Raw genomic sequence first — 17991 nt, 5'->3', positions numbered from 1 at the left:
TTATCTGATTACCTGAACAAGCCCCCCGGATCCAAGCTTAAGAATGCTGGATGGTTGTGCTTCACTCATGTCATCCTGTCTGTATTTTACAATATAATCCACACCCTCTTTTATAGAGTCGGAGATTTCAGCAAAAGTGGAAGGAAATACTTGACCACTTATATTGGCAGATGTTGAAACCAATGGTTTCCGGAAACGTTCACACAATTTTCGGGAAAATTCTTCATGGGTTACACGTATTCCCACACTTCCATCCTCCCCTAATAATTGGGGTGATAAATTTTTAGCATTTGAAAAGATAATAGTCAAGGGTTTATCCGATACCTCGATAAGATCCCAGGCAATAGCAGGAACATCAGAAACATACGTATCCAATTTAGCCGGATTATCAATTAAGACAAGCATTGCTTTGTGATCAATCCTCTCCTTCAGTTCATATACTTTTTGAACAGCCTTGTCATTGGTTGCATCGCAACCAATTCCCCATATTGTATCTGTCGGATAAAGAATCAAACCTCCTGCCTGTAAGACCTCACAGGCTTTTTTTATATCTTCTGTCATGCCATTTAGAATGTTTGCGCAAATGTACAAATCATTCGGGATTATAAAAAATAATAACAAGAAAACTATTTTCCCCATGCTATTGCTATAATCTATATAGAAATTCTTAACTTTACCGATTCAAGCATTCTTTTTTATTAGAAACTTTCTTTCTAAAGAAGATATGCTCCCGAGAAAGCAAAAAAAGAAAAAATAATATATAATGGTTAACAGATGGAATTTACAAACCCCTACAAAAGAAGAGTTACATAAAAGAGATGAGTTCGTTACCCGGCTGGGGATCAGTCAGGTAGTCGCACTCTTACTTATACAGCGGGGAATTGCGTCTATAGAAGAAGCAAAGAAATTCTTTAAACCCAACCTAAACGACCTGCATGATCCATTTCTAATGCCGGATATGGAAAAAGCGGTCAAACGCCTGAATAAGGCTTTGGGGAATAAAGAGAAAATATTAGTTTACGGTGATTATGATGTGGACGGTACTACTGCCGTATCTTTAGTCTATAAATACTTACGCACCTATACATCCTCTTTGGATTATTACATACCGGACCGATACGATGAAGGCTATGGAATATCTTATAAAGGGATTGATTATGCCTATGAAAATGATATTACCCTTATCATTTCGTTAGACTGTGGAATCAAAGCAATTGATAAAATAGAATATGCCAAAAATAAAGGTATCGATTTTATTATCTGTGACCACCATATGCCGGATGATACCCTGCCAGACGCAATCGCCGTACTGGATGCCAAACGAGTAGACTCGATCTATCCTTATGATCATCTGTCCGGATGTGGGGTTGGCTTTAAATTCATGCAGGCATTTGCTAAAAGTAATAAATTCCCGTCTTCCGATTTGGAAAAATTACTAGACCTGACAGCCGTCAGTATCGCCTCGGATATTGTACCTATCACCGGAGAAAACAGGATACTGGCCTATTATGGTTTGAAACAACTCAACAGCAACCCCAGTTTAGGGCTCAAAGGCATTATTGACATTTGCGGCTTAACAAATAAAGACATCACTATCAGCGATATCGTTTTCAAAATAGGTCCCCGCATCAATGCTTCCGGACGCATGGAAAACGGTAAAGAAGCTGTTGACTTATTGTTGGCAAAAGACAGTGAAGCCGCCCGTGAAAAAAGTGAAAACATCAATAAATACAATGACGTACGTCGCGAACTAGACAAGAAAATAACCGATGAAGCAAATGAGGCCATTGATGAATTTCATGATATCGAAGACCGCAAAGCAATAATTGTCTATAATCCGGACTGGCACAAAGGCGTTATCGGCATTGTCGCCTCCCGGTTAACCGAAAAATATTTTCGCCCGGCTGTTGTTTTAACAAAATCATCCGAATTAATTACCGGTTCCGCCCGTTCGGTAACCGGCTTCGACATATACAAAGCCATTGAAAGCTGCCGCGACCTGTTAGAAAACTTCGGGGGACATACCTACGCTGCCGGATTATCTTTGAAAGAAGAAAACCTGGAAGCATTCACCAGCCGCTTTCTGCAATTAGCTGCCGACGAAATCATTCCCGAACAGATGACTCCCCAGATTGATATTGATGCGGTATTAGACCTGAAAGATATCAATATGAAACTGATGCACGATCTGAAGAAGATGAACCCTTTTGGTCCGGAAAACCAAAAGCCGGTATTCTGCTCCCTGAATGTTAAAGATTTCGGCACCAGCAGGCTGGTAGGTAAAGAACTGGAACACATCAAACTGGAACTGATCGACTCTTCCACCAATTCACCTATTCACGCGATTGCTTTTGGTATGCACGAGTTTAATGAACACATTAAAGCGGCAAAACCATTTCATATCTGCTATACAATAGAAGAAAACACATACGGTGGTAGTACTTCCATTCAATTGATGATAAAAGACATCAAGACAGACACTATATGAACAAAACCCGTGAGTATTTTCCATAATATATTACAGACGTATTGGGGATATAGCTCTTTCCGCCCTTTGCAGGAAGATATTATTCATTCTGTATATAACGGAAAAGACACATTGGGTCTCATGCCTACAGGCGGAGGTAAATCCATCACCTTTCAGGTGCCAGCCATGGCCATGGAAGGTATATGCATTGTTGTAACCCCATTGATCGCTTTGATGAAAGACCAGGTTGATAATCTGCGGCAGTTAGGCATCAAAGCGACAGCCGTTTATTCCGGCATGAGCCGGAAAGAAATCATCAACCAATTGGAGAATTGTATTTTCGGCAATTACAAATTCCTCTATGTATCTCCCGAGCGTTTACGGACTGAAATATTCCAGGCGAAGTTACAAGCTATGCAAGTAAATTTCCTGGTTGTTGACGAAAGCCATTGCGTGTCTCAATGGGGATATGACTTCCGTCCCTCCTATTTGAACATTGCAGATATTCGCAAATTATTACCGAACATCCCCATACTGGCATTAACCGCTACGGCCACCCCCGATGTAGTGGACGACATCCAGAACAAATTGCTGTTCAAACAAAAGAATGTATTTCAAAAAAGCTTTGCCCGCCCCAATCTATCCTATTCAGTCAGACGGACAGATGACAAAGTCTCTCAACTCATTTATATACTGGAACGTGTAAACGGATCGGCCATCGTTTATGTACGCAATCGCAACCGCACCAAAGAAATAGCATCCCTGTTACAAAAGGCGAATATTTCTGCCGACTTCTTTCACGCAGGACTGAATCGTGCAGAAAAAACAATCCGGCAAAACCGTTGGAAAAACAATGAGTGCCGGGTTATTGTCGCCACAAATGCTTTTGGCATGGGTATCGACAAACCCGATGTACGCCTGGTGATTCACATAGATATGCCCGGTTCGTTGGAAGAATATTTTCAAGAAGCCGGTCGCGCTGGACGAGACGAACAGAAAGCATATGCGGTAACTCTTTGTTCCGGCATTGACAATGCCAAACTAAAAAAACGATTCACCGATGAATTCCCGGATAAAGAATTCATTTATCGGGTATATGAGGCCTTAGGCAATTATTATCAGATCGCTGTGGGCTATGGACTAGATACGGTACACGACTTTTCCCTGATCGACTTTTGTTCAGCCTTCAAATTCTCCCACCTGCAAGCCCACCATGCACTCAAAATATTGGAGCTTTCCGGTTATATTGAATATACAGAGGAAATAGACAATGCTTCCCGTTTACTTTTTGTGGCAACCCGGGAAGAACTATACAAACACCTGCATCAGGACAAACACACAGATGAAGTCATACAGACCATTCTTCGTTCTTACACCGGCTTATTTGCCGACTACGTATATATCGATGAAACGGTAATAGCCACACGGGCCGGCGTATCCCCACAAGAGGTATATGACATCCTAATTGCCCTTTCCAAATACAGGATCGTGAATTATATCCCTCACAAAAAAACACCTTTAATCATCTACACACAAACACGGGAAGAGATAAAACACATACGTATCCCACGCTCAGCCTACGAAGAACGGAAAGATCGTTTTGAAAACCGCATAAACAAAGTACTCGAATATATCAACGAGGAGCAATGCTGCCGGGTTCGTATGCTTCTGGCTTATTTTGGGGAGAAAAAAACAAGTAATTGCGGTTCTTGTGATATTTGTCGCAGGAAAAATGAGGCAGGAATCTCCAATTATGACTTCGATCAAATCCGTACTTTATTAGAAAAAACGCTTACCTGCGAACCTATCCTTGTAAAAGAGTTGGTAAAAGAGATTCCTTTTCCCATGGAAAAGGTAATCCAAGTGATCCGTTTTTTGGCCGACCAGGATCCACATTTCGAGATAGAAGACGGATACCTTCGTTATCTGTCGGAAGAATAACATCCATCCCCCAACAAGCCTCCGAAGGCTCTCTGTTTATAGCTTTATAAATAAGAAATATCCGAATATTATTTCTAACTTTGCACCATTCAATTTAATATCTTTATTTGCATGCACGAGAAAATAATTATTCTTGATTTTGGCTCGCAAACAACTCAACTCATTGGCCGTAGAATACGGGAGTTAAATATGTATTGCGAAATAGTTCCTTACAACAAGTTTCCACACGACAATGCCTCCGGAGTAAAAGGAGTCATTCTTTCCGGTAGCCCTTATTCTGTATATGATGCAAATGCATTTAAGACTGATTTAAGTCAAATCCGTGGTAAATATCCTGTTTTGGGTATTTGTTACGGAGCGCAATACCTTGCATATACATCGGGCGGAACTGTGGAACCGGCAAACTCGCGGGAATATGGAAGAGCAAATCTGACATATACCCAATCCAATGATCCCTTATTAAAAGATATTCAAACCGGCTCACAGATATGGATGTCACACGGTGATACAATTACAAGCCTACCTAAGGATTTTGATATCATAGCCAGCACAGATGATGTAAAAGCAGCAGCTTATTCTATTAAGGGGGAACAAACCTGGGGTGTACAATTCCATCCGGAAGTATTCCATTCAACAGACGGCACGAAATTATTAGATAATTTCCTCCATATATGTGATGCTGCGAAAGACTGGACCCCTGCCTCTTTCATTGAATCTACTGTTGCCGAGTTGAAGGCACAATTAGGTGACGACAAAGTCATCCTTGCCCTTTCCGGAGGAGTCGATTCTTCCGTAACAGCCGTATTACTTAACAAAGCGATCGGTAAAAACCTCACCTGTATATTTGTTGACCACGGCTTATTGCGTAAAAATGAATTCGAGAACGTACTGAAAGATTACGAACATTTGGGATTAAATGTTATCGGAATAAATGCCAGGGATCGATTCTATAATGAACTGGCCGGTGTAACAGATCCTGAGCAAAAACGTAAAATCATAGGTAAAGGTTTTATCGATGTATTTGACGAAGAAGCACATAAACTGAAAGATATTAAATGGCTGGGACAAGGAACCATTTATCCAGATGTAATTGAATCTCTATCCATTACAGGAACCGTGATAAAAAGCCACCACAATGTGGGTGGTCTGCCTGAAAAGATGAACCTGAAGTTAGTCGAACCTCTCCGTCTCTTATTCAAAGATGAGGTACGTCGTGTAGGAATGGAATTAGGCATGCAGCCCAATCTGATTAAACGCCATCCTTTCCCCGGTCCCGGATTAGGTATTCGTATTTTAGGAGATATTACTGCTGAAAAAGTACGCGTATTACAAGAGGCTGATGATATTTACATCTCTTTGATGCGTGAATGGGGATTATATGATAAAATATGGCAGGCAGGTGCCATCCTGCTCCCTATTCGTTCGGTAGGTGTTATGGGGGATGAACGGACCTATGAGAATACAATAACCCTGCGTGCCGTCACCTCAACAGATGCTATGACAGCCGACTGGGCGCAACTCCCTTATGAGTTCTTAGCAAAAGTATCGAATGAAATTATCAATAAAGTAAAAGGAGTAAATCGCGTTGTATACGATATAAGTTCGAAACCTCCTGCAACAATTGAATGGGAATAATGAATTTATAAAAAAGAATATTCAGCTTTCCTGGTTTTATGAATTTTCATTCATTAAAAGAAAGAAAGAAAATGAAAGAGCGGTCTGTTATTAGGCCGCTCTTTTCTCTTTATCCACATCGATAATTTCGCCTAAAAAGAAACAACAAAACAGCAAGAAGATATACCCCTAGAAAAACAAAAACAGCAAGCTATTGTAATTTAATTTATTATTTATATATTTGTTCCCGACTAAATATTTTTTTATAAACTAAGAGATAATAAGGATTACCATGGGAAGAATTAAAGGATCAAAAATGTCCGAAGAGGCAAAAGCTGCCATGCGCGCTAAACGTCAAGCCAATAAATTAGGCAAAGAAACTGCATTTAATTTAGTTGCAGGCAATTTAAAACATCTCAGTTTCGAAGAACTTGATAGCTCAATCGCTTTAGCTTTACGCTACAAAAAAGAAAAGATGGGTGAAGAAGAGCTTCGCTTAATTAAAGTAAAAGAAGAAATAGAATTAAAGCTTCAAAAGCTGAAAGAATTAGACAACAAACAGAACTTATAATTATGTAATAAAAAGAGGCTGGTTCATCGGAAACCAGCCTCTTTTTTTATATTGTTTTCGGATTAGAAATCCTCTCTCCCTCTTTTTATTTCATTGATTCAACAACTGTATTGTATGACAAGCCACCAAGGCTGCTGTCTCTGTCCGGAGACGACTTTCCCCCAAAGAGACAGGGACAAATCCATTCGCTTTAGCCAGTTCAATCTCCTCCGTACTAAAATCCCCTTCAGGACCTATAAGAAGTAAACAATCCTCTCCCGGTTGATATATATGTTTTAATAATGATTTTTCTTCCGGTTCGCAATGAGCTATATATTTACGCCCGGAAAAAGGTTGAGAAACAAAAGTCTTAAACGCTGTCATACCTTCTAAACGAGGCAATAAAGCTTTCTGGGACTGTTTCATTGCACTCACCATAATCTTTTCCAAGCGCGAGGTCTTTATCTCCTTACGTTCCGAAAAACGACAATGCAGGCAAGTAACAGCATTTATACCTATCTCTGTCGCTTTCTCTACAAACCATTCCATCCGGTCCATATTCTTTGTAGGAGCCACAGCGATATGCAAATGAAAATTCCATAAAACAGGTTGCGGATATTTCTCCCATATAGAGACCACGCAATGTTTAGGGTGCGCACGCACAATGGTTGCCTTATAAAAAAAACCTTTCCCATCGGTGATGAGAATCTCCTCGCCTTCAGTCAAACGAAGCACACGGATCGCATGACCGGCTTCTTCTTCGGGTAGTTCCGGATGCAAAGAGATATCCGGGGCATAAAATATCTGCATAAAGAGTTTGTTTATCCTAATATCATACCTATAATAGTAGCGGACAAGACCGACACCAAAGCACCTCCAACCATAGCGGGCAATCCAAACCGGGTTATCAATCCTCGCTTTTCAGGAGCTAACACTCCCATCCCTCCCAATAATATACCAATCGAAGAGATGTTGGCAAAACCACAAAGTATATAGGTAGACATCAATATTGATTTCTGATAGACAAACACTCCGGCATCTTTCCATTCTTGCATCTGTGCATAGGCCACGAACTCATTCAAGATCGTTTTCTGCCCCAACAAAGAACCGACGGTGGTTATATCGGCTGTCGGCACACCTATCAACCACATAAAGGGAGCCAATACAATACCTACAATAAACTGAAAGGTCAGTCCTTCCGATTTGCCATGCGTCACCTCAACGATCCAATCATTCAAACCGGTATACTTGCCTATGACATCGTCCATTATATAATTTGCCAAAGCTACCAAAGAAATAAAAACAAGAAGCATGGCCGCTATATTCGTCATCAATTTCACACCGGTCACTGTTCCCGATGATATAGCATCCAAAACGGTTGCCTGTTTATTTTCTTTCTCCACAGGAGACAAACGGTCGGTTGCCTTTTCGGTCTGAGGGCATAACATCTTCGCCACAACAATAGCTCCGGGTGCCGCCATGACGGAAGCCGATAATAAGTGTTTGGCGAACAAAACGCGGGACATTGGATCCGCACCGGCTAACATACCGATATAAGTACCCATCACCGAACCGGCAATGGTACCCATCCCGGAAACCATAACCAGAAAAATTTCCGATTTATTCATCCCCGGCAGGTAATTCTTGATTAAAACCGGAGACTCGGTCATGCCCATAAAGATATTACCCGATACGACCAGGCCTTCTGCTCCGGAAATAGGCATAAACTTGCGCAGTACCCAGGAGAAAAGACCGACTATCCTTTGAATGATTCCCCAATGATAAAACATAGAAACCAAGGCTGAAAAGAATATGACGATAGGTAATGAATGAATCAGGAAACTAAAACCGTTCGCCTGGGTAGCATAAGGCCCCATCAAAAAATGAATCCCCTCCTGAGTGAAATCCATCAATTTGACAAAAACCTTGCCCAAACCTTCCAGAAGCCCTCCTATAAAAGGTACATAAAGTACGGCCAGGGCAAATACGATTTGCAGAAAAAGTCCTCCTCCGACTAATTTCCAGTCAATCCGCTTTCTGTCATAACTCAACAAATAACAAACTGCGAGAATCACTATCAATCCTAAAAGTCCTCTCAATAAGGATATCCAACCAAAGCCTACCTGTTCTTCTATCATAACAGCCGATCCCCTTCTTCCCGTTTTTTCAACTCCTCTTTATAGATCTGGGCATGTTCATAATTCTCCTGAGAGATTGCTTCTTCCAGGCGTACATGAAGTTCATCATCATTCAAAGCTCTCAACCAATGTTGTATCTCTTTCTCATCTTCCAGGTCTTCTAATTCCAAGGTTGACAGATAAGAATCCACTATATCTCCCAGTTCATCTTCCTCTGTCTCATCTTCTGTTGTGCGTTCTGTACTTTCCTCCAAAACGACTCCACACTCCCGCACAATCTGTTCTGTCGTATAGATCTCACATTTCACCCGAAGGGCTATAGCTATCGCATCCGAAGTGCGCGAATCCAATCGGATTTCCTGCTCACCATCACTGAAAAATAATTCGGAATAGAAGATACCGTCTTCAAATTTATAAATAAAAACCTCTTTCAAAACGACACCAAAAGCCTGCGAGAAAGAGGCAAATAAGTCATGCGTCAACGGACGTGGAGGAGTAATCTGTTCTATGGCAATAGCTATCGACTGAGCTTCTGCGGTTCCTACGATAATAGGAATGCGGCGAGGTCCTATTTCCTCAGCCAGGATCAAAGCGTAAGCTCCCGATTGTATCTGGCTATTACTTAATCCTTGTACATATAATTTTATTTTCGTATTCACTGATAATAGTAGTTAGGCATACAAATGTAATATTATATTTGGGAATTTTCATACAGATAGGCTCTTAACTGATTAAATGTAGCGTCTTTCAAAAGCACGACTTTGTTCCGATCCAAGAGGTAAAGTGTGGGTATAGCCTTTAAATCATATAACTCATTCTCTTTTATGGAACAAGAGATATCGTACGTATTCATCCATTGCCCGGGCAATTCCGAGAGATGTTTTTCCCATTCAAGCCATTCTTCATCCGGATAGACGGCCAATAATATCAGTTTTTTCTTATCCAGTCCTTTCTGTATCAATGGATCCCCCGCCAATTCTTTTGTCATCACCCGACACGCATCACATCCCGGATTGTAAAAAAAGAGTATCAGATAATCCGATTCGAGCGCATGCATTTCCCCTGTTTTTCCGTTAGCCAGGGTAAATTTAAAATCCGTTGCCACTTGCCCTACCCTGTTTTTTAACGCGATCTCCAACAAATGGGCAGGTCGTATTTTTTCCTCTTCGTTCAATTGATCGGAGGCCAACATCGATTCCAGGACAGGGATATAAAACTCCTCATTACGCATCGGGGCATTGGGATCATACAGGTATTTTTCATAAAGCCCGGTAAAATAAAGATAGACAACAGGATTCGCCTCTGCCTTTTTCAACATGGCTTTTATGGAAGCAACCACCTCTTTCGGATCTGTACGGGAGAAAGCAGCAACATAGTTACTAAAAGCCTGTTCGGTAACTTCCGGCAGATGCACATATGCCGTATCCGTAAAATCATACGTGTCCCAATAATGTTGTATCAGGTAAATAGCCCTTTGCTCCGGTTCGCTTATAAGTAAAGGAACAGAGACGGGTTCAAAAGTCAAGGTCTTTTCTGTTTCTTGCTTCCCCTTTTCTTCTCTCTTATTTCCACAGGCGTAAAATAAAAGCAATCCAATAAACAGATATACATACTTCATAAACAATAACTCAACACGAATTCAGAACTTTTATTTCATTTCTCAAATGTTCGGTTTTTTAAAGGGGCGGTTTATCCCGCTTTTCTCCTATATGCTTGACCTCTTTATCAAAATCGGATTCAAACAAACGGTCTTGTCTTTACAAAAATACAAAAAATAACAGGATAAAATCCACCCAAAAAGTTAAATCATTGAAATACTACCATATAACACATATTATTTCATTGTATACGGACAATATCCGGCAATTTCAAGAAGTCAATTTCCCCGGACTATTCTGTTGCCGATGCGCATCGGCAACATTGCTGAACGTGTTCGGCAATATTGCTGAACAGCTTCGTCTTTATTGCCGATGCGCATCGGCAACAGAATTCTCCCCTGTATTTGGACCTATTACAGCCGTAAGAACAAAAGAAAAAGGGCTGTTCCTTTTCCTATTGAACAGCCCTTTTCGTCTTACAAAATGCAGGTAGTAAGTGCCCGCTTCTTTTATAAATATCGTTCGGTTAATCCTTCAAAGGCATCGATACGCCGGTCGCGAAAGAAAGGCCACCAGCGACGCACCTGTTCACTGCGGCTCTTATCGATCTCTACGATCCGAATTTCTTCCTGTTCATCGGATAGTTGCGCCAGTAATTCGCCTTGGGGACCGGCCACAAAACTATTTCCCCAAAATTGAATGCCATTTGTTTGTCCGGAAGGATCTATTTCATGTCCTACCCGATTCACAGCAACAACGGGTAAACCGTTGGCTACGGCATGTCCACGCTGTACGGTAATCCAGGCATTTAACTGGCGGGATTTTTCTTCCTGCGTATCTTTATATTCCCAGCCAATAGCCGTAGGATAGATCAACAGTTCCGCTCCCCGCATAGCCATCAGGCGAGCTGCTTCCGGATACCATTGGTCCCAGCAAACCAAAACGCCCAATCGCCCGACAGAGGTATCAATCGGTTCAAAACCCAGATCCCCGGGAGTAAAATAAAACTTCTCATAATAAGCCGGATCATCCGGGATATGCATCTTTCGGTATTTGCCGGCTATCGTTCCGTCCTTCTCCAACACAACGGCCGTATTATGATACAAGCCGGGAGCACGTCTTTCAAAAAGTGACAACACGCATACCACCCCCAGTTCCTTGGCCAGACAGCCAAAATACTCCGTGGACGGACCCGGTATAGGTTCGGCCAGGTCAAAGAGGTCTGTATCTTCTGTCTGGCAAAAATAAAGACTGTTATGCAACTCCTGTAATACAATTAACTCTGCTCCCTCTTGGGCACAGGCACGAATATTCTTTTCTAACTTCAGGATATTCGCCTGACGATCCTTTCCGTTAGCCTGTTGAATTAAGCCTATCTTCATATCAAACAATATTCTATTAGTTAACAAATCCTCCCGGATATTGCATAGTTACACAATGCAATGAGCCGTGTTGTTTTATCAGAGGCAGGCAATTGATGCCAATTATTTCCCGATCCGGGAAAGCATATTGCAAGGCAGCCTTTGCCACCTGGTCTTTGGGGGAATCATAAAAGGGTAGCAATACGGCACCGTTTATTATCAGGAAATTAGCATAGGTTGCCGGTAAACGTTCCCCTTCCCATTCTACTTTATCGGCCATCGGCAGAGGAATCAATTGATAAGGCTCGCCATTCATCTGTCGAAACATTTTCAGCTCCTGCTCCATCAGTTGCAGCTCCTCAAAATGGTCGTCGTCCTTATCCTGACACTGCACATAAGCAATCGTATCTTCACTGCAGAACCGGGCTAATGTATCGATATGACTGTCCGTATCGTCCCCTTCCAGGTAACCGGATGTCAACCATAAGACACGCTCCAGCCCAAACATATGTTTCAGATGCTCCTCTATCTGGTCTTTCGTCAGAAAATCATTCCGGTTCATAGATAATAAACATTCCTCGGTAGTTAAGAGTGTACCCTTCCCATCCGTTTCCAAGCTGCCTCCTTCCAAAACCAGGTAACGCAAATTGGCAATGGTTACATTCTCATTAAAAAGATCGTAGGCAAACAGATACTGCGTAATCATATTATCCTGATTGGCCGGATACTTCAGTCCCCAACCGTTAAAGGTAAAATCGTACACCACAGGATCTCCATTTTCAAAAACAGAGATACCTCCATGATCGCGTGCCCAGGTATCGTTGCTGTCTATTTCACAGAACAATATACGACTTTCGTCTATTCCTTCGCCCAGTTGTTGTAAAACAACCTCTCTATTCTGACAAACAAGAATCAATTTCTCCCTTTTCAGAATCTCTTTGGCTATAGACACAAAACAAGGTATTACTTCATCTAAGAGAGGGGCCCAATCCGTATTTTCATGGGGCCAGGTCAATTGCACAGCACTCTGCGGATACCATTCCGCCGGAAACAGAGTTGAATGTTCCATCATTTATAAAAATCAACTTTTATGTGATTATCTCCTTTTTCTATTCAAATTCAGCGGGTAAAGATAAACATTTCCGGTAGGAGTTTAAAAAGAAAGAGCACTTCAATCATTCATTTCGAGTGGGCAAACAGGTTAATTTCTAAAATCTTTCAATACTTTTTGCAATTCCTGGCGGGCAAAAAAGATACGGCTTTTCACGGTTCCCAAGGGCAAATGCATCTTTTCCGCAATTTCATTATACTGATACCCACTCAGGTAGAGGGTAAAAGGAATCCGGTGTTCCCTGTTTAATTGTTCAATAGCCGCATTGATCTCTTGCAGGTCAGAAGAAGTATCCGGCGAGTTTACATCCGAATCAGAGACAATCGATAAATTATACACATCCACCCCTTGTTCTACCACAGTCTGCATACGTACCACCTTATGGTAATTATTAATGAAAAGGTTACGCATGACTGTCAATACCCAGCCTTTAAAGTTGACATTATCGATAAATTTATCCTGGTTATCCAATACTTTAAGGGTAGTATCTTGCAATAAATCCCGGGCATCTTCTTTGTTGGCGGTAAGCATCAAAGCAAAATGCATCATATGACCTTGTATATCCAGTAGATCTTTTTGAAATTGGGACGCTTTCATTTTCTTCTTTTTTTAATAATAAAATATATTTACTTGCTTTTGAACAAAGGTAGGGTATTCAGGTCCTGGTGTCAAACAGATATTTTTTATAAGAATATAAAGGCTATCTATATGAAATTGCTTATATTCGCTTTATGAACATACAACAACTCGAATACATATTGGCGGTGGATCAATTCCGTCATTTTGCCAAAGCAGCAGAACATTGTCACGTCACTCAACCGACCTTGAGTATGATGATACAAAAACTGGAAGATGAATTACATATCAAAATATTTGATCGCAGTTCACAGCCTGTAACCCCTACTCCTACCGGACGCAAAATCATTGAACAGGCACGGGTCGTTTTGTATGAAACCTCCCGTATCAAAGAAATTGTCAACGAAGACGAACATTCGCTCAAAGGTTCTTTCCGCCTGGCAGTCCTTCCGACCATTGCGCCCTATCTCCTTCCTCGCTTTTTCCAACAGTTGACCGTCAAACATCCGGAATTGGATATACGGGTATTGGAAATGAAAACAGCGGAGACATTGCAGGCATTACAAAACGGAGAAATAGACGCTGCCATCATTGCCAACCAACCTGTCGAACAGTATCTGACAGGAACGGTTCTCTTCTTTGAACAATTCTTTTGTTATGTCTCACAAAACGAACCTATCTATAAAAAAGAGCGCATACGCACAGCCGATATCAGTGAAGAACATCTTTGGTTATTAGACGAAGGCCATTGTTTCCGGGATCAGTTGATGCGTTTCTGCCAGATGGAAAAGGTGAAGATAAGACAGGCGGCCTACCAATTGGGAAGCCTTGAGACTTTCATGCGTATGGTCGAAAACAAAAACGGCATCACCTTTATTCCCGAATTAGCCGTTTACCAACTTAACAAAGAACAAAAGGAGCTTGTTCGCCCCTTTGCTATTCCCCAACCTTGTCGGGAGATTGTCTTTGTTACCCGCAAGGACTTTATCCGTCATACCTTGGGGGATTTATTGATAGAACGAGTGAAAGCCGCTGTCCCCAAAGAGATGTTGACTTTACAACCCGGACATAAAGTGGTTTAACGTTTAAAAAGTGACGACCAGTCTTCCCGCGGTTCAGGCATATAGGTACGTATACCGAGAGAGGCAGCGGCATGGCAATTGACCAGGGCATCGTCGATAAGCAACGTTTCTCCGGCTTCTATTGCGGCATCGTTTAAAACATATTCAAAGATATCGGTATTCGGTTTGAGCTTATGGAGCTCATAGGAAAGGTATATTTTAGAGAAGAAATCAGCAGGAGTATGGCCTTTATAGGAGAAGATGTTTTTTTCGGACCAATGCCAATGAATCACATTCGTATTACTCAGGAGCATGATATTATACTGTTTTTGCTGTTCGAGTAAGAGATCCAGCTTCCAGGTATCCACCTCATCGAGCATGGCAATCCAGGCAGTATCAATCTCTGTATCGGTCAGGCATTGCTGCGTCAGGTGACGAATCCCCTCCCGGAATTGACTGGCTGTAATTGTGCCTAACTCCAATTGCATAAACAGATCTTTATGCTGGTAATTATTTATCAGTTTATCCCGCACGTCGACACCCAGCTTTTCAAATGCATCGATACAGCGGTTGCGCGCCAGGTTGATAATTACTCCGCCAAAGTCTATAATGAGGTTTTTGACACCATCCATCTTATTTTTTCTTAGACCAGCGGTTTCGACGTCTGCGATGTCGCTGTTGTTGTTTGTATGTACGAATCCTTTGATAGGCAATCCAGACGAAGAGACCTCCAAAAACGGCAAAGATAAGGATCACAATGCCTGTATGCAAGTTATCTCCTTTGACACGGCTCCACATTTCCAGTACATGTTCCGTTTCATTCCCGAAGTCACGGATCATAGCACATCGTTCCACCACTTCCCGGTCAGGATATTGTACCGGATCAATCTGTATACTCTCGGCTCCGGGTCCGAAGAAATAACTCAGATCCGAAGAGACTTCTATTTCCGGATCAATCCGGGCTTCGAGTATCTCCGGTGTCGCTACGGCACTCACATATCCTATGGCATCCATATTGCGCAAAGCAATGTCCGGCCGACAAAGGTAATTAATAAAATAACTGGCGGCCTTTATATTACGCGCATATTTGGGAATCACCCATCCGTCGAACCAGATATTACTACCTTCAACGGGCACTTCATAATCCAGCTCTACTCCTACCGCCTCCGCTTCTTCGATAGCCCAAACCGCATCGCCACTCCAGGTAAAGTTCAACCAGGCTTTGTTCTTGGTCATCATTTCTTTCCCAAAATCGGCTTCCCATCCGGCGATATTGGGTTTCATGCGTTTGAGATAGTCTTCCGCCAATGCGATTGCTTCCGGGGAATTGTTATTCATCAATTGCTCGACAGTGACCGTTCCGGCTTCAAGTTCTTGGGTATGGGCATAAATAATAGCCGTACCGTAGGCATCGCGGTAACTGTCTTTCATCAGTATTTTGTTTTTATATCGGGGATCCCAAAGGCTCTCCCAAGTGGAGGCTTCTTCACGGGTAACAAATTGGCGGTTATACAGGATACCGGCTGTGCCCCACATATAGGCCACCGCATAATCTGTCGTTTGTCGTTCGGGCTGACTCACTTTGTTCAATTGCTCATAAATGTAGGGGGATACATTGTATATATAATTAGGCGTATTCCCAAAGTCTTTATGAATGGGCAACAAAAGGTCTTTCTTCAACATCCGTTCGATGATATATTCCGAAGGACAGACAAGATCGAAGTCCTCGTGTCCGCGCTCTATCTTAGTGAGCATGACCTCGTTGATATCAAACACCTGGTAGATAATACGGATATCCTCCCCAGTTTCTTCTTTATACCATTCCTCAAAATCGGTCAGTACCTCTTCATCGATATAATCGCCCCAATTGTATATCTTCAGAATCTTTTTCCGTTGTTCGTCGGAACGTCCACAGGAAGAGAGGACACTCAGAAGCAAGAAAAAGAGGGTTATTAATTGGATCAGTTTATTCATTACGTCCGTTTGTTGGCATTGGCTTTTTCCGCCCGTTTGTTAATAATAATCAGTAAGACCAAGACAGTCACAAAGATGATAGTTGACAACGGACGCAGTTCCGGCGTTAATCCGCCTTTGCGGGCATCCGCATAAATATAGGTGGACAGGGTTTCCAACCCTTCGTTTCCGATAGTAAATATGGTTACGGCAAAATCATCAATGGAAAGGGTAAATGCCAAGATAAAACCACTGATCATACCCGGACGTATTTCAGGCAGGATCACCTTCCGTAAAGCCTGAAACGGGGTGGCTCCCAGATCAAGTGCTGCCTCGTATACATTCTGATTCATATATTTCAAACGGGGCATCACACTCAGTACCACATAAGGGGTACAAAAAGTAATATGCGCCAGGACAACCGTCACAAAACCTTGGGATATACCCAGGCTGATAAACAAAAGAAACAATGAGACCCCGGTTATAATATCGGGGTTCAACATCGGAATACTGTTGACAAAACCGACTGCCTGCCGTGTTCTTGTGCGCAGGTTATAGATACCTATAGCAGCCATGGTACCCAACAGAGTCGACACGGTTGCTGCAATCATCGCTATCGTGAATGTATTCCATAAAGCGCTCACAAGCGAATGCCGGACGCCTCCACTAAAAAGAGAGGTATACAACTTCGTCGAAAAGCCTGTCCAGTTCCCCAATACTTTCGCCTCTGTAAACGAGAAAATCATGATAATCAGAATAGGCGAATAGAGAAGGATTAATAAAAGCCAGAGATAGCCTTTAGCCAGGTATTTTGTCATCATAAGAGCCCTCCTTCATTGGATGCATTATCCTCTTCCTGATTGAAAAGGCCGGTTATCCCTATCAGTATCAACATGATAAAGGAGAGGGTAGCTCCGTAGTTCCACATTCCGTTATTGATATTCTCCTGGATAGTCGTTCCAAAGAGTTTGATATTATTCATCGTAAGCAACTCCGCAATAGCAAAGGTGGATATTGTTGGCATAAAGACCATCATAATTCCACTAATCACCCCTGGCATCGACAAGGGGAAGACGGTTCGTACAAATACTTGGAAAGGGGTTGCCCCCAAATCCTGTGCCGCCTCAATCAGACTGCGATCCATCTTCTGGAGCGTATTGTATATGGGATAGATCATAAAGGGCAGGAAGTTATAGATCATACCGAATATCAAAGCCCCTTCTCCCAATGGGAAATGCAGGAAATCGAACAGGGCCACAGTTGCCAATGTACGGATCAATATATTCACCCACATGGGAAGAATAAACAAGACCACCATCGTACGGGAAGTGTTAAAGCGGGATTGACTGAGAATCCAGGCAGCAGGATAGCCCAACAAAATACAGGCTAATGTGGTAATGATCGCAATCCCCACAGAATACGCAAAGGTATTGACCGCCTCCGGGTGTATCATAAACTTACGGAAATGAACCAACGAGAAGTTCCCTTCGGCATCCGTAAAGGCGTAAAAGACAATTAATACCAATGGCAATACAACAAAGATGGCAAGAAAAAGAAGGTAAGGAATTGTCCAATTCCTACGTTTGCCCAAGAATGTCGAGATACTTCTACTCACAAGCTT

17 protein-coding genes are annotated in these 17991 nt (G+C 42.1%); 5 read left to right on the top strand and 12 right to left on the bottom strand.

Features of this window, described 5'->3' with window-relative positions:
• Positions 1 to 561: an L-threonylcarbamoyladenylate synthase gene (locus D0T51_RS03380; RefSeq protein WP_163725245.1), complete on the bottom strand. Its 561-nt coding sequence runs from the start codon at positions 559 to 561 to the stop codon at positions 1 to 3.
• A gap of 202 nt (positions 562 to 763) precedes the next feature.
• Here D0T51_RS03380 and recJ point away from each other — a divergent pair, with 202 nt between their 5' ends.
• The 4 genes from recJ (at position 764) to D0T51_RS03360 (ending at position 6593) form a co-directional block, all read left to right on the top strand.
• Complete coding sequence (gene recJ / locus D0T51_RS03375; RefSeq protein ID WP_163725167.1) at positions 764 to 2488, top strand: single-stranded-DNA-specific exonuclease RecJ; 1725 nt, start codon at positions 764 to 766, stop codon at positions 2486 to 2488.
• A gap of 9 nt (positions 2489 to 2497) precedes the next feature.
• Entirely contained in the window at positions 2498 to 4408 is a 1911-nt protein-coding gene (locus D0T51_RS03370; RefSeq protein WP_163725164.1) for an ATP-dependent DNA helicase RecQ, read from the top strand.
• Between the two features lie 111 nt (positions 4409 to 4519).
• A complete protein-coding gene (gene guaA, locus D0T51_RS03365; protein ID WP_163725161.1) occupies positions 4520 to 6043 on the top strand; it encodes a glutamine-hydrolyzing GMP synthase in 1524 nt (507 codons plus the stop codon).
• Between the two features lie 271 nt (positions 6044 to 6314).
• Complete coding sequence (locus D0T51_RS03360; RefSeq protein ID WP_163725156.1) at positions 6315 to 6593, top strand: hypothetical protein; 279 nt, start codon at positions 6315 to 6317, stop codon at positions 6591 to 6593.
• A 90-nt stretch (positions 6594 to 6683) separates the two neighbouring features.
• Here the strand turns inward: D0T51_RS03360 and D0T51_RS03355 are convergent, their stop codons facing one another.
• The 7 genes from D0T51_RS03355 to D0T51_RS03325 all read right to left on the bottom strand — a co-directional run bounded on the left by D0T51_RS03355 (position 6684) and on the right by D0T51_RS03325 (position 13377).
• Positions 6684 to 7382, bottom strand: a complete 699-nt coding sequence (locus D0T51_RS03355; protein WP_163725153.1) for a 16S rRNA (uracil(1498)-N(3))-methyltransferase — start codon at positions 7380 to 7382, stop codon at positions 6684 to 6686.
• Positions 7383 to 7393: 11 nt separating this feature from the next.
• Positions 7394 to 8710 (bottom strand): NupC/NupG family nucleoside CNT transporter, encoded by a 1317-nt coding sequence (locus tag D0T51_RS03350; protein WP_163725151.1) that lies wholly within the window; start codon positions 8708 to 8710, stop codon positions 7394 to 7396.
• Positions 8707 to 9369, bottom strand: coding sequence for a bifunctional nuclease family protein (locus D0T51_RS03345; protein WP_163725148.1), 663 nt, complete (start codon positions 9367 to 9369; stop codon positions 8707 to 8709). Before D0T51_RS03345 ends, D0T51_RS03350 begins: the two co-directional genes overlap by 4 nt.
• Before the next feature lie 32 nt (positions 9370 to 9401).
• A complete protein-coding gene (locus tag D0T51_RS03340) occupies positions 9402 to 10328 on the bottom strand; it encodes a DUF5106 domain-containing protein (RefSeq protein ID WP_163725146.1) in 927 nt (308 codons plus the stop codon).
• Between the two features lie 489 nt (positions 10329 to 10817).
• A complete protein-coding gene (locus D0T51_RS03335) occupies positions 10818 to 11690 on the bottom strand; it encodes a carbon-nitrogen hydrolase (protein WP_163725143.1) in 873 nt (290 codons plus the stop codon).
• A 16-nt stretch (positions 11691 to 11706) separates the two neighbouring features.
• Complete coding sequence (locus D0T51_RS03330) at positions 11707 to 12738, bottom strand: agmatine deiminase family protein (RefSeq protein WP_163725242.1); 1032 nt, start codon at positions 12736 to 12738, stop codon at positions 11707 to 11709.
• A 132-nt stretch (positions 12739 to 12870) separates the two neighbouring features.
• Positions 12871 to 13377, bottom strand: coding sequence for an RNA polymerase sigma factor (locus D0T51_RS03325; RefSeq protein ID WP_163725141.1), 507 nt, complete (start codon positions 13375 to 13377; stop codon positions 12871 to 12873).
• 134 nt (positions 13378 to 13511) lie between these two features.
• Here D0T51_RS03325 and D0T51_RS03320 point away from each other — a divergent pair, with 134 nt between their 5' ends.
• Positions 13512 to 14438, top strand: coding sequence for a hydrogen peroxide-inducible genes activator (locus D0T51_RS03320; RefSeq protein ID WP_163725138.1), 927 nt, complete (start codon positions 13512 to 13514; stop codon positions 14436 to 14438).
• Here the strand turns inward: D0T51_RS03320 and D0T51_RS03315 are convergent.
• The 4 genes from D0T51_RS03315 to D0T51_RS03300 are packed head-to-tail and all read right to left on the bottom strand — an operon-like array spanning position 14435 to position 17985.
• Positions 14435 to 15049, bottom strand: a complete 615-nt coding sequence (locus D0T51_RS03315; RefSeq protein ID WP_163725135.1) for an HAD family phosphatase — start codon at positions 15047 to 15049, stop codon at positions 14435 to 14437. The two genes, D0T51_RS03320 and D0T51_RS03315, sit on opposite strands and share 4 nt — an antisense overlap.
• A 1-nt stretch (position 15050) precedes the next feature.
• Positions 15051 to 16391 carry an ABC transporter substrate-binding protein gene (locus D0T51_RS03310; RefSeq protein WP_163725133.1) on the bottom strand — a complete coding sequence of 447 codons (1341 nt, stop codon included), beginning with the start codon at positions 16389 to 16391 and terminating at the stop codon, positions 15051 to 15053.
• Positions 16391 to 17191, bottom strand: a complete 801-nt coding sequence (locus D0T51_RS03305) for an ABC transporter permease (protein ID WP_163725131.1) — start codon at positions 17189 to 17191, stop codon at positions 16391 to 16393. The genes D0T51_RS03310 and D0T51_RS03305 overlap by 1 nt, the downstream gene beginning before the upstream one ends.
• Positions 17188 to 17985 (bottom strand): ABC transporter permease, encoded by a 798-nt coding sequence (locus D0T51_RS03300; protein WP_163725128.1) that lies wholly within the window; start codon positions 17983 to 17985, stop codon positions 17188 to 17190. Before D0T51_RS03300 ends, D0T51_RS03305 begins: the two co-directional genes overlap by 4 nt.
• Positions 17986 to 17991 lie beyond the last annotated feature (6 nt).

This window comes from Parabacteroides sp. 52, assembly GCF_010500925.1.
Taxonomy (GTDB): Bacteria; Bacteroidota; Bacteroidia; order Bacteroidales; family Tannerellaceae; genus QVMG01.
The sequence above is the reverse complement of the archived record's forward strand: the minus strand, read 5'-3'. Positions and strand labels throughout refer to the sequence as shown.

Excerpts from the sequence above, each read along its gene's own strand:
- D0T51_RS03360 (WP_163725156.1), top strand. The coding sequence starts at position 6,315 with ATGGGAAGAATTAAAGGATCAAAAATGTCCGAAGAGGCAAAAGCTGCC.
- D0T51_RS03335 (WP_163725143.1), bottom strand. The coding sequence starts at position 11,690 with ATGAAGATAGGCTTAATTCAACAGGCTAACGGAAAGGATCGTCAGGCG.
- D0T51_RS03325 (WP_163725141.1), bottom strand. The coding sequence starts at position 13,377 with ATGAAAGCGTCCCAATTTCAAAAAGATCTACTGGATATACAAGGTCAT.
- D0T51_RS03355 (WP_163725153.1), bottom strand. The coding sequence starts at position 7,382 with ATGCAGATATTTTATGCCCCGGATATCTCTTTGCATCCGGAACTACCC.
- D0T51_RS03320 (WP_163725138.1), top strand. The coding sequence starts at position 13,512 with ATGAACATACAACAACTCGAATACATATTGGCGGTGGATCAATTCCGT.
- D0T51_RS03305 (WP_163725131.1), bottom strand. The coding sequence starts at position 17,191 with ATGATGACAAAATACCTGGCTAAAGGCTATCTCTGGCTTTTATTAATC.
- guaA (WP_163725161.1), top strand. The coding sequence starts at position 4,520 with ATGCACGAGAAAATAATTATTCTTGATTTTGGCTCGCAAACAACTCAA.
- D0T51_RS03315 (WP_163725135.1), bottom strand. The coding sequence starts at position 15,049 with ATGGATGGTGTCAAAAACCTCATTATAGACTTTGGCGGAGTAATTATC.
- D0T51_RS03350 (WP_163725151.1), bottom strand. The coding sequence starts at position 8,710 with ATGATAGAAGAACAGGTAGGCTTTGGTTGGATATCCTTATTGAGAGGA.
- D0T51_RS03380 (WP_163725245.1), bottom strand. The coding sequence starts at position 561 with ATGACAGAAGATATAAAAAAAGCCTGTGAGGTCTTACAGGCAGGAGGT.
- D0T51_RS03310 (WP_163725133.1), bottom strand. The coding sequence starts at position 16,391 with ATGAATAAACTGATCCAATTAATAACCCTCTTTTTCTTGCTTCTGAGT.
- recJ (WP_163725167.1), top strand. The coding sequence starts at position 764 with ATGGTTAACAGATGGAATTTACAAACCCCTACAAAAGAAGAGTTACAT.
- D0T51_RS03340 (WP_163725146.1), bottom strand. The coding sequence starts at position 10,328 with ATGAAGTATGTATATCTGTTTATTGGATTGCTTTTATTTTACGCCTGT.
- D0T51_RS03330 (WP_163725242.1), bottom strand. The coding sequence starts at position 12,738 with ATGGAACATTCAACTCTGTTTCCGGCGGAATGGTATCCGCAGAGTGCT.